The organism is Chordicoccus furentiruminis (assembly GCF_019355395.1).
GTDB classification, from domain to species: Bacteria; Bacillota; Clostridia; order Lachnospirales; family Lachnospiraceae; genus Chordicoccus; species Chordicoccus furentiruminis.
This window is the reverse complement of the sequence record NZ_CP048829.1, coordinates 2,420,748-2,438,688: the sequence shown is the minus strand read 5'-3', so window position 1 is coordinate 2,438,688 and position 17,941 is coordinate 2,420,748. Positions and strand designations below refer to the sequence as shown.

The 17,941-nt window shown below is 59.0% G+C and carries 15 protein-coding genes; 2 read left to right on the top strand and 13 right to left on the bottom strand.

The window, feature by feature from the left end:
* Window positions 1-128 precede the first annotated feature (128 nt).
* Complete coding sequence (locus G4C92_RS11010; protein ID WP_274939892.1) at window positions 129-632, top strand: hypothetical protein; 504 nt, start codon at window positions 129-131, stop codon at window positions 630-632.
* 160 nt (window positions 633-792) lie between these two features.
* Here G4C92_RS11010 and G4C92_RS11005 read toward each other — a convergent pair whose 3' ends face one another.
* From G4C92_RS11005 to ispE, 4 genes are read right to left on the bottom strand one after another with little or no spacing between them, the layout of a single operon-like run.
* Window positions 793-1,245, bottom strand: coding sequence for a DUF1934 domain-containing protein (locus G4C92_RS11005; RefSeq protein ID WP_274939891.1), 453 nt, complete (start codon window positions 1,243-1,245; stop codon window positions 793-795).
* Between the two features lie 19 nt (window positions 1,246-1,264).
* Complete coding sequence (gene murI / locus G4C92_RS11000; RefSeq protein ID WP_274939890.1) at window positions 1,265-2,095, bottom strand: glutamate racemase; 831 nt, start codon at window positions 2,093-2,095, stop codon at window positions 1,265-1,267.
* Window positions 2,079-2,792 (bottom strand): GntR family transcriptional regulator, encoded by a 714-nt coding sequence (locus G4C92_RS10995; protein WP_274939889.1) that lies wholly within the window; start codon window positions 2,790-2,792, stop codon window positions 2,079-2,081. The genes murI and G4C92_RS10995 overlap by 17 nt, the downstream gene beginning before the upstream one ends.
* A gap of 6 nt (window positions 2,793-2,798) precedes the next feature.
* A complete protein-coding gene (gene ispE / locus G4C92_RS10990; protein WP_274939888.1) occupies window positions 2,799-3,674 on the bottom strand; it encodes a 4-(cytidine 5'-diphospho)-2-C-methyl-D-erythritol kinase in 876 nt (291 codons plus the stop codon).
* 193 nt (window positions 3,675-3,867) lie between these two features.
* Here ispE and G4C92_RS10985 point away from each other — a divergent pair, with 193 nt between their 5' ends.
* Window positions 3,868-4,608 (top strand): lysophospholipid acyltransferase family protein, encoded by a 741-nt coding sequence (locus G4C92_RS10985; protein WP_274939887.1) that lies wholly within the window; start codon window positions 3,868-3,870, stop codon window positions 4,606-4,608.
* A gap of 32 nt (window positions 4,609-4,640) precedes the next feature.
* Here G4C92_RS10985 and G4C92_RS10980 read toward each other — a convergent pair whose 3' ends face one another.
* The 9 genes from G4C92_RS10980 to G4C92_RS10940 form a co-directional block, all read right to left on the bottom strand.
* On the bottom strand, window positions 4,641-6,014 hold the full coding sequence (locus G4C92_RS10980; RefSeq protein WP_274939886.1) for a UDP-N-acetylmuramoyl-tripeptide--D-alanyl-D-alanine ligase: 1,374 nt from the start codon (window positions 6,012-6,014) through the stop codon (window positions 4,641-4,643).
* Window positions 6,011-7,069, bottom strand: a complete 1,059-nt coding sequence (locus tag G4C92_RS10975; RefSeq protein ID WP_274939885.1) for a D-alanine--D-alanine ligase family protein — start codon at window positions 7,067-7,069, stop codon at window positions 6,011-6,013. The genes G4C92_RS10980 and G4C92_RS10975 overlap by 4 nt, the downstream gene beginning before the upstream one ends.
* 275 nt (window positions 7,070-7,344) lie before the next feature.
* Entirely contained in the window at window positions 7,345-7,914 is a 570-nt protein-coding gene (locus G4C92_RS10970) for a manganese efflux pump (RefSeq protein WP_274939884.1), read from the bottom strand.
* A gap of 31 nt (window positions 7,915-7,945) precedes the next feature.
* Window positions 7,946-12,202: a YhgE/Pip domain-containing protein gene (locus G4C92_RS10965; protein WP_274939883.1), complete on the bottom strand. Its 4,257-nt coding sequence runs from the start codon at window positions 12,200-12,202 to the stop codon at window positions 7,946-7,948.
* 18 nt (window positions 12,203-12,220) lie between these two features.
* Entirely contained in the window at window positions 12,221-14,350 is a 2,130-nt protein-coding gene (locus G4C92_RS10960) for an efflux RND transporter permease subunit (RefSeq protein WP_274939882.1), read from the bottom strand.
* A 274-nt stretch (window positions 14,351-14,624) separates the two neighbouring features.
* On the bottom strand, window positions 14,625-15,260 hold the full coding sequence (locus G4C92_RS10955; RefSeq protein ID WP_274939881.1) for a TetR/AcrR family transcriptional regulator C-terminal domain-containing protein: 636 nt from the start codon (window positions 15,258-15,260) through the stop codon (window positions 14,625-14,627).
* Between the two features lie 9 nt (window positions 15,261-15,269).
* The gene (locus G4C92_RS10950; RefSeq protein WP_274939880.1) at window positions 15,270-15,716 is read right to left on the bottom strand and encodes a sigma-70 domain-containing protein; all 447 of its coding nucleotides are present in this window, start codon (window positions 15,714-15,716) and stop codon (window positions 15,270-15,272) included.
* A 75-nt stretch (window positions 15,717-15,791) separates the two neighbouring features.
* A complete protein-coding gene (gene mscL, locus G4C92_RS10945; RefSeq protein ID WP_274939879.1) occupies window positions 15,792-16,217 on the bottom strand; it encodes a large conductance mechanosensitive channel protein MscL in 426 nt (141 codons plus the stop codon).
* Window positions 16,218-16,315: 98 nt separating this feature from the next.
* Window positions 16,316-17,926, bottom strand: coding sequence for a beta-galactosidase (locus tag G4C92_RS10940; protein WP_274939878.1), 1,611 nt, complete (start codon window positions 17,924-17,926; stop codon window positions 16,316-16,318).
* Between the last annotated feature and the right edge of the window lie 15 nt (window positions 17,927-17,941).

Below are 17,941 nucleotides of genomic sequence, written 5' to 3'. Positions count from 1 at the left end.
CCTGCCGGACCGGACCGCCCGGCAGGTCAGCGGAGAAGCCATCCGCTTCAAACCGCTTGCCGGCCGTCTGTTTTCATGATAGTATGGTGAGGATTGCGAATACTGATGTTTGATGGAGGAATTGCAAAGTGCAGGTCTGGCAGATTTTATTGATCGTTCTTGCCATTCTGATCGCTGTCACCGTCGTGCTGTATTTTGTCGGGAAACGGCTCCAGAAGAGGCAGGACGCGCAGAAGGAACAGATTGACGCCGCCAAGCAGACGATGGAGCTGCTGATCATCGATAAGAAAAGGATGCGGATCAATCAGTCGGGGCTTCCCCAGATGGTCATCGATCAGGTGCCGAAGCTGATGCGGAGGAACAAGCTTCCGATCGTCAAGGTCAAGGCCGGACCGAAGATTATGGTCATGATCGCGGATGAGAAAATCTTTGACGTCATCCCGGTCGGAAAATCCGTCCGGGCGACGGTATCCGGCATCTATATCACGGATGTGAAAGCGATCCGCGGCAAGCTGGAGACGCCTCCGAAGAAGAAGTCCTTCCGTCAGCGTCTGCTCCGCGCCCAGAGCAAAGCGGAAGCCGAGCTGAAAGCCGAATCGAAAACCACTTCCAAAGCGAAGAAAAAGCGCTGAATGAAACGACGGCCTCCGTCGGCCTCTGCAAAAACACCCCTTCCGGCAGATACGTGAAATTGTTCACATCCTGCCGGAAGGGGTGTTTTTCCGTCTGGAAAGGCATTTGCCGCTGCTCGGTTCGTGTCTGATTTACCTGCATCCTGGATGGCCAGCCGGTTCACGGATGCCGTGAATGTGATCCTTCGCTGCTGAATTCCAGCACCGTGACGTTCTCCGAGACGGTCTGCGATCCGGACCGGATCCGGTAGCGGAGCGTGACCGTCATCCGTTCCTCATCCTCTTCAACGGTCAGTTCCTTTGTCTGGATCTCCATGGAAAGCTGACCGAACGCGGTCCGATAAACCATCGGGTGCCGTTTGCCCTTCTCGAAGATCATCGAGGTGACGACCGGGCCGTTCTTTCTGACCTCAACGCGATCCGGACCGACAATCACATGATTTCTTGTCGCGGCGGTCGTTCCCTCCAGCGTCTCGTCGAAGCTGAAGTGATGCCGTCCCGCCACAAGGCGGTACCGTCCGGCCGCCTCGGACTGCACGGGTTCCGGCCTCTCTCCCGGATGATCCGGGAGAGCCTGCTCCCCGCGCACCCTCACTCTGACGTGGCTGTTCATCGCCGATCTCCTCTCCGTTTCAGTACTCGTCGATCTGAACGGCACGCGCCGTTTTCACATCGATCGGAAGGATGGAATTGGCGAACTCCGCGAACCGCTCCGCCTCATCGCTCACAAAGAAGCGGTACGGCTGAGGCTCCTCCTCAACGGACGGGCTTTCGTTCGCGATGCCGTCCGCCTTCAGGAGATCCGCCAGACTCCGCGCCGTTTCATACGCCGGGTTGACCAGCCGGATGCCGCTTCCGACAAGCCTCTGAATCGCGTGGCGGAGCAGGGGATAATGCGTACAGCCGAGGATCAGCGTGTCGATGTCATTCTCAAGCACATCGTCCAGATACCGCATGATGATCTCGTTCGTCACCGTGTCGTTGGTCCAGCCTTCCTCCACCAGAGGAACCAGCAGCGGACACGCTTTGCCGATGACGCTGACCTCAGGCCGGATCGCGTGGATCGCCTCCGGATAGGCTCCGGAGGCGATCGTTGCCTTCGTCGCGATCACGCCGATCCGGCCGTTTTTCGTCGTCTCGCATGCGACGCGCGCACCCGGGTCGATCACGCCGATCACGGGCATTCCTTCCGCCTCTTCCTTCACGACATCGATCGCGTACGCCGTCGCCGTATTGCAGGCGATCACGATCGCCTTGATTTTCTGAGTTTTAAGAAAGCGGACGATCTGTCTTGCGTATCGCTGAATCGTCGCCTTCGATTTGTTCCCGTAAGGCACGCGCGCGGTGTCGCCGAAATAGACGATTTTTTCCATCGGAAGGTTCCTCATGATCTCCCGCGCCACCGTCAGTCCGCCGAGGCCGGAATCAAACACGCCGATCGGGGCTTCAGTCTGTCTGCTCATGAGACTCCCCCTCTGTTTTCCTTGCGTCAATCAGGCGGACGATGTTCCGGTACTGATTGTCGATATGAAGCGCTGTGAGCCGCTCCGCCTCATCTTTGTCCCGCAGCTCCAGCGCCTTGACGATCGCGTCATGCTCGCGGACAAGGGTCTGCCGGATGTCCGTATCCTTCAGATACTCCATCCGGAAGCGGTACATCTGCTCTCTCAGGTTGTTCAGGATCTGGATCAGCCGGCGGTTATTCGTTCCCCGGTAAATGATATCGTGAAAGTGCTCATCCGCTTCTCCGAGGTTGGTCAGATCTGCGTCTCTCCGGGCGATCTGGATCGCAAAGGCTTCCTCCGCCTCCCTGAGCTCATGGATATCCCGGTCCGTCATATAGTCGCAGGCCTTCGTGATCGCCAGTGTCTCAAGGCTTTTCCGGATTTCCAGCACATCATTCAGTTCCTGCCGGGTGATCTCCGCCACATGGGCGCCGCGCCGCGGAATCATGACGACCAGTCCCTCATGCTCCAGCTTGCGGATTGCCTCACGGATCGGGGTTCTCGAAACGCCCAGCTTATTGGCGAGGCTGATTTCCATCAGCCGCTCACCCGGCTTCAGCTCTCCTCTCAGGATCTGACGGCGGAGAGTCAGAAAAACGACTTCGCGGAGCGGCATGTATTCTTCCGGATTGACTGTGTTCTCTTGTTCTCTCATCACTGGTTATCCCTTTCTTCTGTTTTCTGTCCATGTAAGGAATGTTCTTGCCTGCGGAAAGATCCGCTTCAGACGCAGTCTCGCATCTTCGGCTTTCGCGTGGTCATCGTAAAGGCCGAATACAGTAGGGCCGCTGCCGCTCATGACGGCCCGCCGTGCACCGTCCGCCATCATCTGGTCTTCAATTTGTCCTATGACGGGACAGGCTGCGCCTGTCACGGCTTCCAGAACGTTCCGCATCGCCCGTGCGTCCGTAACCGCAGTGAGGTCATGTGCGCGGATGCCCGCGATCTGGGCGTCAATATCAGGGTGCTCAACGGCAGGGAGGCGGTCAAATGAGGCGTAGACGTCCTTTGTCGAGACGTTCACAGGCGGCTTGCAGAGAAGCACATCGGTTCTGTCCATCGCCGGCAGCGGCGTCAGCTTTTCCCCGATTCCCTCGGAGAGCGCCGTCCCGCCGAGGATGCAGAACGGCACATCCGCCCCGATGCTTCTTCCCCGTTCCATCAGTCCTTTTCTGTCAAGTCCCAGACGGAAAAGCCGGTTCACGCCGATCATGGTCTGGGCCGCGTCCGAGCTTCCGCCCGCGAGGCCGGCGGAAACAGGGATGAACTTATGCAGATGTATCCTCAGCCCGTCCGTGACGCCGAACTCTTCCATCAGCATCTGCGCTGCCCGCACGGCAAGATTCGAGCGGTCCGTCGGAAGATAGGAAAGATTCGTCGTGAAGCGGATCCCCGGCTTTCCCTTCTCCGGCGTGAGCTCCAGACGGTCATACATGCCGACCATCTGCATCACCATCCGTACATCATGGTAGCCGTCCGCGCGCGTGCCGAGCACGTCGAGAGACAGGTTGATCTTCGCGGTCGCTTGCAGATACATCAGAGCCTCCGATTGTATTTTTCCTGTTCATTGTATACATCCGTATTATATCAGATTGCCTGCGCCACGCAAGTCGGTGACCCGGAAAAAACCGCTGTTGAGTTTTCCCTATCTTTGTGCAAAAATGAGTTGTCGCGAGGCACGGCCGTACGGAACGGGCGGTCTTCGCGAAAACTTTCAGAAAGGGACCATTATGATTCGAGCTATCTTCGGAATCCTGTTCGTCGTTCTTTACTGTATTGTCTCCATTCCCATCCTGCTTGTGGAAACCCTGATCCGCAAAAGATGGCCGCTGAAGGCCGAGATGTCCATGCTGCGGATCGTGCAGGGCGCCTTCCGCATCCTTCTTCGGATCACCGGCACCACCGTGACGGTGAAGGGGCTCGAGAATATTCCCGGGGACGAGGCGGTGCTGTTTGTCGGCAACCACCAGAGCTTCTTCGACATCATCATCAGCTACAGCCAGATGAAGACGCGGTGCGGCTATGTGGCGAAGGATCATCTCGCCCATATCCCGATCCTGTCATGGAATATGCGCTTTCTCTTCTGCCTCTTCCTGAATCGGGACGATCTGAAGCAGGGACTTGAAACGATTCACAGGGCCATCGATTACATCCACAGCGGCATCTCCGTCTTCATCTTCCCGGAAGGGACCCGCAACAAGAGCGGAGACGAGACGTGTCTCGGTGAGTTCCACAAGGGAAGCTTCAAGATCGCCCAGCGCACCGGATGCAAAATCATTCCGGTTTCCTTCAACAACACGGCCTCCATCTTCGAGCGGCAGTTCCCGAGAGTGAGCCGTGAGCACGTGGTCGTCGAGTACGGGAAGCCGGTCGCCTACGGGGATCTGACACGTGACGAACAGCGGCACATCGACACATATTTCCGGGATATTCTGACGGAGATGATCAGGAAAAATCAGGCGGAGGAATAAAAAACGGACCGGCGAAACCGCCGGTCCGTTTTTTATTCCTCTGTCAGCACCTTCACGATCCGCTCGAACTGCATGAAATGGGATGCCTTGACCAGCACGGTATCGCCCTTTTGAATCAGACCGGGCAGCGCCGGAAGCAGCTCCTCCACGCCCGCAAACGAACGGACGCAGGCAGAGGGCCGGACGCTCCGGATGCCTTCCGCCAGATTCTCTGAAAGCGTTCCCACCGTCACATACTCATCGATCGCCAGACGGCCGACGGACTCGCCCACCTCCCGGTGCAGCGCCGCTTCGTCTTTCCCCAGCTCCCCCATGTCGCCGAGAATCGCGACAGTCCGCGTTCCGGCTCCGCTCAGAATACCGCAGGACGCCTTCATCGACATCGGATTCGCATTGTAGCAGTCGTCAATCACCATATAACCGCTCTTTGTTTCGATCTGATGCAGGCGGCCGCCGAGCGTCTCAAGGCTCTCGATGCCGTCCCGGATCTCTTCCATCGTAAGTCCGTACAGGGAGCCGACAGCGGCACCGGCCAGCGCGTTCATCACCATATGGCGGCCCGGCTGCTTCACGGTCACATCGATGGCATCATCATCGACATGAATCCGGCAGGCCGTGCCCTGAAGGCCCAGCGGGCGCAGCTCGTCCGCATAAACGCGGAACTTCGGGTCACAGCCGTAGAAGACGGGCTTCCGTCCGTTCACTTCCGCGACCCGGCTCAGCTTGTCGTCCTCGCCGTTCAGAATGACCGTTCCGTCCGGCTTCATGTAGTGAAAGCACTCGGTTTTCGCACGGAACACGCCGTCCCGGTCACCCAGGAACTCAAGGTGGCATTCTCCGATATTCGTGATGACCATCGTATCCGGCTCGGCCGTGTCAGCCAGTTTTTCCATTTCGCCGAAGTGACTGATCCCCATCTCGAGCACCGCGATGTCGTCTTCCTCCGTGAGACGGAAGATGGTCAGCGGCAATCCGAGGTTATTATTGAAATTGCCCGCTGTCTTCAGAACCCTGTATTTCCGTGAAAGAACGGCCGCGATCATTTCCTTCGTGCTGGTCTTGCCTACGGATCCTGTAATCCCGACCACCGGAATCCCCAGCGCCCGGCGGTAGAATCCGGCGATCTTCTGAATCGCCTCCGCCGTAGAGTCCACACGAATGCAGGGGAACGCCGGTTTTTCTTCTTTCCTCTCGGTCAGAGTCAGAAGCGCGCCGGCCTCCATCGCCTTCGGGATGAAATCGTGTCCGTCCGCACGGGTTCCGCGCATCGGAACATAGAGGCAGCCCGGCGTCGCTTCGCGGCTGTCGACCGTCACCGACGTCACCTCCCGGTCCAGAACGGACTCCGGTCCGAAATAGGTTCCTCCGCAGGCATGCGCGATATTGCGCGGCGTCATCTGCTTCATCCCTGCTTCTCCTCTCCGCCGATGTACTTCTTAAGCGAAACCTGAATCAGCTTCTCGCACAGCGTCGCGTAATCGACACCCAGCGTCGCGGTCTCCTGCGGCATCAGCGATGTCGGCGTCATACCCGGCAGCGTGTTGGCCTCGAGGCAGAAGATATTGCCGTGCAAATCCATCAGAAAGTCGAGCCGTCCGTACGCATCGAGATACAGAGCGCGGTACCCCTGCTCCGCCATCTGCTTCATTCTGCGGGTCTGCTCGCCTGTCAGCTCGGCGGGGCAGGTCTCAACGGTAGATCCCGCGGTATATTTGTTCTTGTAGTCGTAGAAGCCTTCCTTCGGAGCGATCTCGATGATGGGAAGCGCCTCGCCGTCGATCACGCCGACGGAAAACTCCCGTCCCTTGATGTACTGCTCGACGACGATTTCGTTTTCGAGCGCGAAGGCGTCCCCGATTGCCTTCTCATACTCCTCCTGGTTCCGGGTGATATAGACGCCGACCGAGGATCCGCCGCAGCAGACCTTGACGACGACCGGGAAGGAGAGTCCGTGACGGGACAGATCCGTATCCCACTGGTCCTTCGTCATCGTGAAACCTTCCGGCACCTGAACGCCGGCCGCCTTCAAAATGATCTTCGTGAGGCCCTTATCCATCGAAAGAGCCGATCCGATATAGCCCGTGCCTGTGTAGCGGATTCTTCGAAGGTCGAAGGCCGCCTGCACCTTTCCGTTCTCTCCGTTTTCCCCGTGCAGCGCGAGAAAGACGATGTCCGCCATCTTGCAGAGTGTCGTCACGTTCGGGCCGAAAAACGACCGGTTCGGATTCGCCACGGCGCTGGGGATCTGATCATTCATCGATCGGATCTCGCCGGCCGCGCTGTCCGCGTCGTACATTTCCGGGAACGCGTCCATCAGATTGACGCTCTCCATTCCAAAAAACACATCCAGCAGGATGGCACGGTGTCCCTTCGACCGGAGCGCCTTGCATACTCCCGTGCCCGAGACAATCGAGATCTCTCTCTCCGTCGATACGCCGCCGCACAATACAACGATATTCATTCCCACATCCTCCTGAATCTGCTGTTCTCCGCCCGTCAGACAGGCACTTCTGCGCCATTATATCACAACTTCAACAGCACGGATCATCTGATCGCAAATTCCCGGCAGCGCTCCGGCTGCTCCGAACCGTTACCTGAACATCCTCCGGTAAGGGCCCGGATCTGAGCACGCACAGCAAAAGGCTCCTCATGCCGGTCATGCACCCGGAAAATCCGCCGTCTTCGGTTAAGACAGAAGAACCCGCCGTCCGGAAACCCTTCCGGACGGCGGATCCTTTATGCTGCAAACTGAATGATGACGCTGACGGCGCAGAGCAGGCCGCCGCCGATGGCATATGCGAAGGACGCATGCCCGGCGCCGTTCGCCCGCCCGCTGACATAGCCGCCGATCGCGGACAGAAGCGCCGCGATGAAAATCAGCAGCAGGAACAGCAGAAAATTAAAACCCAGCACGCCGCAGGCAACGCCGGCCAGAGCCGAATAGACGCAGAGCTGGAGATCGGCGAGGACATCCTTCTTCATATCGATCCGTTCGATCCTGTGCTCAAAGAATGTCTTTTTCTGAAATGCCTTCATCAGCATCCGGATCCCGATCATCGCCAGCAGCACGCCTCCGAGCGCCCTGACCCAGAACCGGTGCTCGTCCCCGCCGACTCCGGCGATCAGGATCCGTCTGCCGGCAAGATATCCCAGTACGGACGCGCCGAGCTGGATCGCCCCCGCCGCCAGAGAGACCCACGTCATGCGCCGGTCCAGCCGGACAATATTGGCCCCGCTCTGCAGCACGGATCCGTAGATCCCCGCTGCCAGAGCGAGCGCGATGAGTGTCAGAAAGAGTGCTTCCATAAGCGGCTCCTTTGATCAGCCGGCCATGCGGTCACTGATCCGATGCGCCGGACGTCTCCGAATCCGATGCGGTATTGCTGTCCTGAGACGTGTCCGCCGTTTTCGAATCGGAATCCGTGTCATCTGTCGTGATACCGTCCGTCTTGATGATAAACTTGACTGTGCTGTCCTCATAATTCGTCGCGCCCGTGAAGGTCGTGTAATCCTTCGCCGCGTTCTTGATCTCGATCAGCTTCTGATCGATGGACTTCACATCCGTATGGTAGATCTTCGCGATGCGCTTCACGCCCTCATCGTTGAGCTTGACCAGTCCCTTCTTCAGGTCCACGGAACCGCTCAGCAGCCTGGCCATGCCGTCCGCCAGCTTCTTCGCGCCGTCGTTCAGCTCCTTCACGCCGTCCTTCAGCGCCTTCGAATTGCCGGCCAGTTCCTTCGTGCCGTCATAAAGCGTGCCGACACCGTCATCCAGCTTCTTCGCGCCGCCGGCGAGATCCCGCGTGCCCTTTCTCAGCTTTCCGCTGTTCGAATCCAGCGTCTTCGTGCCATCAGAGAGCGTCTGGGCTCCGCTGTTGATCTTGTCCGCCCCTTCCGTGTACGCTTTGATTCCGGACGCCAGCTCCGCTGCGCCGCTCTCGGCTGCTTCCGTTCCTTCGTTTACCAGACGGTCAGAACCGCTGCTGGCAGCCGCTACGCCGGACAGGTAAGTGCCCAGTCCCTGTGTCAGGCTCTGAGAGCCGCTGTAGGCCTCCGACGCGCCGCTCGACAGCGTATTGCTTCCTGTCGCGATCTGCTGGGCCGCTCCGACCAGAGCCGCGGAATTGCTGTTCAGCTTCGTCGCGCCCGCTCTCAGCGCGCTCACCGAGGAGGCGATCGTCTGGGCGTTGTCAAGCAGCGTCTTAAGACCTGCGTTCAGCGTATCGTTATTCTTTACGAGCGTATCGAGCCCGCCGGTCAGTTCCTTCACGCCGCTCTGAAGGCTCTGAATTCCTGCGTGAAGCGTTTCCGCACCCTGCTTCAGCGCCGTTTCGTTGGACAGGCCCTCTCCACGAAGCTTCGCGACGCCCTGAGAGGCGGCGCTCACGCCTGCAGACAGCGTTTGGATTCCCTTATTGAGCATTTCGGCGCCGTTCGGAAGCTGACTGATCTGATCGGACAGCGTCTTCAGAGTGTCGCTGAGCGTCCCGCATCCGCCGGTCAGTTCATCGGATCCGCCGGACAGCTGCTTCGCGCCGTCTGAAATGGATTTCAGCTGATCATTCATCGACTTGACCGCATCCGTCAGCACGGTACCCAGCCCGTCAACCTTGCTCTTGGCTCCTTCCGCACCGGCGATCAATGCCTTCAGCGAACCGGTCATCTGATCACAGCTGTCTTCAATTGTCTGCGCACCCCCGCTCACGGCATCCGCCGTCCCGACGATCGTCTTTGCGTCCGCCGCATCCGCGTCCAGCGCGCCCTTAAGCTGATTCACCACATTCTGTGCTGCGGAAGCGGTACCGGCGGCGGCAGCCGCAGATGCGGTCTGCTTCGCCTGGTCCGCCGCAGTCTGTGCGGCGGCTTCCGCCGCTGCGGTAGCGGCCGACGACGCCGCGCTCTTGGCTGCCGCGCTGATCTGGCTGTTGGCATTGCCGACGATTCCGTCAACGACGCCCTTCAGATTCCCGTTGTCCGAGACAGAGGCGCTGGCGGAAATCCCGTTGATGCAGTTGATGATGTTCGCTTTTTGCTCAGGTGATGCGAAGGAGGCGTTCACCGCCGCGATCGCCGCCTCCCGTCCGCTCACATCCGCGGAAGCCGTCACGTACTGCGTCGCATCGCCCGCGTCGCCGCTGATATGGTACGCTGACGCATCCGCGCCCGCGCTGCCCGCCGCGCTGATCCCTGCGTCCTTTCCGGCGCTCACCGCGCCGCTCACGTCCGCGCTATTCCCGGCGTCTCTGCCGGCCTGCTGCGCGGCGGAGAGGTCCGTCCCGGCGGACGCCCTGTCCTCAATCTGACCGGCCAGCGTCTTGATAGAAGCCGCTCCGCCGCTGATCGAGGAGGCTCCGTCCTTCACGCCGCTGATCCCGTGGGAGACCGCTGCCATTCCGTCGCGAATCGTCCCGAGACCTTCGGAAAGAGTCCCAACCTGAGAGGCGTTCTGTGCGATCGCACCGGGAAGCTCCTGCGCCGCAGCCGCGAATTTCTCCGCGCCGGCCTTCACGGCCCCGGCGCCTTCGGTCAGCTTCGACACGCCGTCCGACAGCCTGCTGACGCCTTTCCCCAGCGAGGAAGCCAGCGTATCGATTCCGCTCTTCAGCTGCTCCATCCCGGAAACCAGCGCCGGCACCCCCTGAGCCTTGTCGTTCATCTGGTCGACGCCCTGGAAGAGAGATTCGCATCCGTCGACAAACGCCGCCAGGCTGCTGCTGAGATCCGCGCTGCCTTTCTCGAGCTGTCCTGCGCCGGCGCCAAGCTTCTTCGCGCCGGCATCGGCGGCCGTTACGCCGCCCGTATAGGCGGACACGCCGTCCTGAAGCGTCTTCACGCCGCTCACCAGCGTCGACTGCTTTCCGCTTCCGTTCACCTTTGCGTCAAAGGTTTTCAGTCCGGAATCGATCGTGTCCACGCCGGACGTATACTGCTTCAGCGCCTTCAGGAACTCGCCGGATCCGCCGCTTAAGCTCACCGCACCGTTCTTGATCGCCTTCAGTCCGTTTTTCAGCTGAGATGCGCCGTCCGACAGCCTGCTGCTGTTTCTGCGAAGCGTGGCCAGTCCGTCGCGAAGGGTCTTCATACTCTGGTTCAGCGTCTTTGCGCCGCTCGCGAGCTCTGATCCGCCGGAGCGGAGCTCGCCGGACTTCGAGGAAAGCTCGGAGGTGCCGTCCGCCAGCTGCGACGCGCCCTTCTTGACCTCGCGCACGCCGGAGGTGTAGGAATAGACGCCATCCTCCAGCTCGTCGGCTCCGTCCTTCAGCTCGGAGGTGCCGTCCTTCAGCTTCGCAGCACCGCTGTTTACCTGATCCACGCCGTCCGTGTACTTGTCGACGCCCTCGGCAAGGCTCTCCGTTCCGTCCGTGAGATCCGGCATGGCGTCATCCGCTTCCCTGATCCCGTCGGAGAGATCCGTCGCACCGTCCGCCAGCTTGTCGCCCACGTCAAGCAGATCGTCCACCGTCTTGTCCAGATCAGACATGGCGTCGTCGTGATCCTTCGTCGCCTTGTCGTCATCCACATCGTCATCCGTCAGGAGATTGGAGAAGACCATCGTGAGCGCGGTTTCCATCTGGAAATCCGTCGCGTCCATCGTGATCTCGCAGGAATCCGGAAAGTCGATCTCGTCAATCTGGTCCTTGATCTTCTCGATCGAAGAGGAGGTGTCGTCGCTGTCTGTATCCTCCGGCGCGGAATTGGAATCCGGGCCGGACTCCGACTTCGATGCCCCGGAATCCGTCGACGCTGTGGAATCCGTCGATGCCGCGGAATCCGTCGACTCCGCAGAGCTGTCTGAATCTGTGCTGTCGGCGTCCGAATCCGCCTTCAGGTTTTTCGCCGCCTCCTCGAACTGATCGGCGGTATCCTTCATATCATCTTTGACGGAAGCCAGGCTGTCCTTCAGCCCCGGGAAGCCCACACCGACGACCACCGTGTTCTTTCCTTCCGAGACTACCGTGCCGTTGTCGATCTTGACATTGCTCACCGAGTCGTTGGAAAGCACGATGCCGGTCATTGCCGTGAACGGTACATAGACGTCGCCCGACTTTTCCTTATTGGTATACTGAATCCGGATCTTCACCTTGCCGGACTTGCCCGCGAGATCCTTCGGGTCGATTTCCTTCCCGTCCAGATAGTAGGTGATCTTCGCGTCTACCGGCGTTTCCTTCGACGTGGTCCCCTGATAGTAAATATCGCTTCCGTCCGCATCCCATGTGATCGTCCCGTCGGAGTTGGTCGTATAAGTCTGATCCCCGGTCACATTCTGCACATCGGACAACGTAGTGGAATCCGTCAGCTTTGAATCTCCGTTCCTGTTTTTAAGCCAGTCGCTGACCGTGACGTTCTTAGTATTTCCGTTGGCGTCAGTGAAGACATACACCGTCTCGCTCTTCTGCGCGGAGCCGGTCTTTCCGTTTCCCGCGACCTTCGTGATCGCGTCGGCAGCCGCCTCCGCTCCGCTTTCCGCCATACTCTCCGTGCTGCCGGATGCATTTTCCGAAACACTGTCCGCCGAAGCGAAGCCCGGAACGGCCGTCAGATTGGCCGTCATCGCGATCGTGAGCAGCAGTGCCATGACCTGTCTGTTTTTCATCCTGTACCATTCCTTTCTTTATTGCTCCGAAACCGGATTCTGTGACTGCCGTTTCTCCGCCCTGATCTGCCGTCTGGTTTTCTTCGAAGGAATGAACCCCCGGCTCGTGCGGACGATCAGCGGATCGAAGAGCATCAGGATCGCCGGCAGAACGGTAATGACGAGGAACGTACTGATCAGCGCGCCGCGCGCAAGAAGCGTGCACATCGAGGAGATCAGAGAAATATTGGAATAAAGTCCGACGCCGAAGGTTGCCGCGAAGAACGTGAACCCGCTGCACAGAATGCTCTGAATCGAGGTGCTGTGCGCGATGTAGATCGCATCGTTCTTCGTCTTTCCTGAAAATCGCTCGGTCTGATACCGGCTTGTTATCAGGATCGCGTAATCAACGGTCGACCCGAGCTGAATCGTTCCGATGACGATGGACGCGATGAACGGAAGCGCCTCGCCCGTATAGTAGGGGACGGCCATATTGATGAAGATCGCGCCCTCGATCAGCACAACCAGCAGGAACGGCAGCGACGCCGATTTGAAAACGAACGCGATGATGAAGAAGATGATCAGGATCGACGCCCAGTTGACGACGTTGAAGTCGTGGTTCGCGATGTTGACCAGATCCTTCGTGCAGGGTGCGTCGCCGATCAGCAGCGCCTTCCTGTCGTACTTGTCCAGCACACTGTTCAGTGTATTGATCTGGCTGTTCACCTCATCGCTTCCGGTCGCGTACTGACTTGTCAGCAGAATCAGTTTCCAGTTCTTTGAATTAAGCTTGTTATAGATATCGTCCGGCAGCACCTCACGCGGAAGACCGCCGCCCAGGAACGCGTCCAGTCCGATCACGGATTTGACGCCTCTGACATCCTTCAGGCTGTCGCACATCTCCGCCGTGGTCTTCGTCGGCAGGTTCTCGTCGGCCAGCACCATCATCGTGGCACTCATGTCGAAGTCGTCCTTCAGCTTATCGTTCGCCTGAACCGAGGGAAGGCTCTTCGGAAGCGTCTTGTCCAGATTGTAATAGACCGCCGTGTGGGACTGACCGTACGCCGCCGGGATCCACATCACCGCGAAGGCGATCAGGATTCCCTTGTAATGCTTCTGCACGAACGCCGGCAGCTTCTTCAGCGACGGCATCAGCGGCTTATGCCGTGTTTTTTCGATGGCCTTCTCAAACAGGAGTATCAGCGACGGCAGAATCGTCACGCAGGACACGACGCCCAGCGCCACGCCTTTCATCATGACAATCCCCACGTCAAGGCCGAAGCTGAAGGTCATGAAGCAGAGGGCCGCGAAGCCCGCGATCGTCGTGATGGATGAGCCGATGACCGACTGCAGCGTCGCGTTGATCGCCCGCGCCATCGCCGTGTTTGGATTTCCGGGGTACCGCGCCTCATTCTCCTTAAAGCTGTGCCACAGGAAGATCGAGTAATCCATCGTCACGCCCAGCTGGAGAACCGCGGCCAGCGCCTTCGTCACATAAGAGATCTGCCCCATCAGCAGATTGCTTCCGAGGTTGTAGATGATCGCCATCCCGATCGACAGCAGGAACAGGATCGGCGCGAGGAAGGTATCCATGCTGAGGGCCGTCACGATCGTCGCCAGCAGAACGGCGAGTCCCACATAGACCGGCTCCTCCTTCTCCGCCATCTCCTTCGTGTCCTCCAGCACGGCCGAGACGCCCTGGACGTAGCACTGCCTGTCGAGAATCGAGCGGATCTTCCTGATGCCTTCCAGCGTCCCGTCGTCCGAGGTGGTCGTATCGAAGGTGACCGCCATCAGCGTCGCATCGCCCTTGTTGAAGGCTTCCCGCACCTTGTCCGGCAGCATCTCCATCGGAACGGAAAGATCCGCGAAGCTATCGTACCAGATCACGTTGTTCACATGCGGCACCTTCTCGATCTTCTTTTTCAGCTCCGCGACCGTCTTCTCGCTTTTGCCGTCGACAATCACCATCGAGATCGCGCCGGTTCCGAACTCGTCCTCCAGGATGTCCTGCCCCCGCATCGTATCGAGCGTTTTCGGCAGATACGTCAGCATATCATAGTTGATTCTGGTATGCGTGTAGCCCCAGTAAGACGGGATCAGGAGTGCGATCGCCACCGCCAGAATCACAAATCTGGCCTTCACAACTGCCTTGCCAAGATTTCGCATCGTCGTCTTCCCTCTCTTGCCTTTCTTTTACATGTTGCCCGGAAAAGCGATCCATCCGGGCCCGTTCCGTCCGATCCGGACGCCCGTCACTGTCCTCCGCGGGATGTCCTGCGCCGTTTTTTTTCCGGAACATGCAGCCGCCGGATTCTTTTCCGCGTGAAACAGTATACAAAAAAGGGACCGGACAGGTGTCTATCCAATCCCCTTCTCTTGTCGAATTCCGTTTTACAAATCGGCTGATCTGTCTATCCGCCCGGACAGATCTGTCTGAATGTCAACTGTCTCCTGTATCGCCTCCGCCCGGTCCGGTCAGTTTCCCGGTGAGGCGTCCCGCCGTCTGCGACCGGAGCTCCTTGAGCACATCCCACATCGAGCGCGTCGCGATATACTCGTAAATCGTCGCGACCTCCTCCGGTGAGACTGCCATTCCCGAGCGGATCCAGTGCAGGACGACGAAGGTCATCGACTGCGCGTAATAATCGGCGAGGTACTCCGGCGTCATCCAGGGATGCAGCGGATTCTCTCCGACCGGCCCCGTCACCTCACTGAAAAGGCTGTACAGCAGCTTCCGGATGCTTGCCCTGCAGATATCCTGAAAGGAGTTCTGTCCCTCCAGATTGACGATGTGGGTATAAAACTCCTTCTCCTTCCGCAGATTGGTGAAGATCAGGATCACGGATTCCCGATACATCCCGTTCGCCAGAAGGATCCGCACAGGTTCCAGAATTTCCGTCCGGACAATCCATTCCAGCAGGTCGTACTTATCCTGAAAATGGTTGTAGAACGTAACCCGTATCACACCCGCTCCGTCCGTGATCTGCTTGATCGTGATTTTTTCAAATGGTTTGCTTACCGCCAGTCTTTTGAGAGACGCGGCCAGAGCCTTTTCGATATCCCTGCGTTCTTCCATCAGCTGTCCTTATTCAGGCTTCCGCTGCTTACTCTCGTCAAGATCTTCTCCCGTCAGTTTCAGAATATCGATCACTTTGTCCTGCGTAATCCCCATATCGTTGGCAATTTCGTCGATGTTCGGCTTCGTGCCGAGCTCCTCCGTCAGCCGGTCGATGCTCTGATTCAGCAGCTCCACCTGGGCGATCAGCCGGTCGTCCTTCCGCGTCAGCTCGATGAACGCGTCCTTCGCTTCCAGCGCCGCGGCCCGGATCGCTTCCTTCACCGTCTCCTCAACGGAACGGCCGCCCCATTCGTCCGGGTCTTCGCTGAGGGAGTCGACGCCGCGCACAAGGCCGACCATTCCCTCCTGACGGAGATCCTCCGAAGGCATCACGCCGTCGTCCAGGTCCTCGATCACCTCGTCCACAAGCGGCATGCATTCCTCAATCAGATCTCTTTTCTGCGCTTCATTCATACCTGTCTTCGCCTGTTATCCCGGCCGTCTGTTCCCGAACCGGCCTTTCTCCGTCTTTTCCGCTTTGTTCCGTTCTTACGCCTTCAGATCTTCGCCGAGCTCCGATGTGCAGTGCGGGCAGCGTGTAGCGTGAAGATCGATCTCGGACTTGCAGTACGGGCAGATCTTCGTCGTCGGTTCCTCGGGCGCCGCCGGACCCTGCGCGAGCTCCTTCGCCTTGTTGAACGTCCGGATCACGGTGAAAAGCACCAGCGCGATGATCAGGAAATTGATCACGGCCTGGATGAAGCTGCCGATCATGATCTTCGCGCTTCCGAGCTGGATCGCGAGATTGCCGAAATCGATTCCGCCCGTGATCATGCCGATGACCGGTCCTATGACGTCATCGACCAGCGAGGTGACGATCGCGCTGAACGCACCGCCGATCACAACGCCGACGGCCATATCCATCACGTTCCCGCGCGAAATAAAGGTCTTGAACTCATCAATGAACTTTGACATACCTTGTCTCCTTTCCCCTCTCCGTCCGGCGCTTCGCTGCGCCTGCCGCCGGAAGTAAAGATATTATAGCGAAAACACAAGGATTAGGCAAGACGCGCTCAGTCTTCTCTCTTTCCTTTCGGAACCTTGAGCACCATCGCGCCGAACACCGGCAGGGGGTCATAGCCGAATATCACGTCCAGCTTGTTGTATTCCACGGGCAGCCGCTTCTCTTTCCCCGAGAAATTCTGGAAAATCACATACTCCGCGTCATGACTGTCCAGACGCTGAACGGAAATTTCCTCCATCGACTTCGACCGCGGCATCCTGTGAAGACCGCCCGTGACTTTGCCGCACAGATCCTCGAGCAGCGGGCCGGACGCGTCGGTCGCGAGATAGTACGCGTATCCTTTGCCGAACTGTTTCCTCGTGAACACCGGCGTACCGCGATAGAACTGTCCGTCGTACTTCATCACGATTTCAGCGTCCGTGACCGTCAGAAGCTCGCAGACATGGCTGGCCCCGTACCGGCCGCGGAAATCCGACGAGGCGGTCAGCGGAACCGTCTCCCCGTCCGCAAGCCGTTCCGAATCCGTGATCCGCATGCCGAATACGTCCGTCAGCCGGTACGGCAGATCGCCCTCGAAGCAGCTTCCGTCCGCTCCCTCCGAGGCAGGCGACAGGTTTCCGAACCATGTGCCCCCGCCGGCCACAAAGGAGCGGATCTTTTCCGCGGTTCCCTCCTCCAGCGTCCGCATTCCCGGCGCTATGATCAGGCTGTAGGCCGCGAAGTCCGCGCTCTGGTCGATGATGTCCACCGGCAGTCCGCCTTCTCTGAGCGCGGAGTAATACCGATAGGCCGCATGCCACTCGTCCGCGCTGCCCGGGAGCACCGCCGTCTTCGCCGCCTCCCGGGCATCGACAATCTCGTTCAGCTCCCTCGACATCCGCCCGATCTGACAGGCTTCCTTCATGATCCGGTCGTTGATTCTTCCCGAATGCCCGATCAGCGCGTCACCGTACCGGTCCGGCCCGGTCAGAGGCTGCCGCCACTCCCGGTACAGAAAGGCTCTCGCGCCGTGAGCCGCCGACTGCAGCACTTCCTGAGCCAGCGTTCCCGGCCGCTTCAGACGCCGCACGCCGGAACTCCTCGTCGAAACCGGATTGATGTTGCATTTAATATAGGAGGAATGCTTGACGGCACGGATCCGGTCCTCCAGATAAGACACCTTCCGCTCCGTCTCCATCGGCACGCCCGTCACCCAGTCCGGATTGCTGCTGAAGCAGAGGATATCCGCCGCGTCCGCCAGCTCTCTGTCTCCCGAGAGAATCAGATCCTTCGACATCGTTGCCGCGACCGGCTTCTCAAGCCCGATGCCCTTCAGTCTTCTGACCAGTGCGGCCGTCGCCTCGTCCTCTTCCTCCGACGCCAGAAAGAACCGCACCCGATCATGGCTGTCCAGTTTCCGGAGAAGCGTCTTGGACGGCAGCGCTCCGGAGATCTCGACCGCCGTCTCGATTCCGTCATCGGCAAGATCCCGGATCAGATCCAGCAGCCACTGCTCGCCGCCTCCCACGCCCTGCGCGTAGCGGAGCGCGTCTGCCTTCAGAAGCACCAGATTGAACCGGAGCTGCTTCATCAGCTCGATATCCTGACGAAGCAGGTCGTCTCTCGCCGCGTACCGCTCCGGATGATATGCCGTACCGTACAGAAACTTTTGAAACTCCATCTTTTTTCCTCTCAC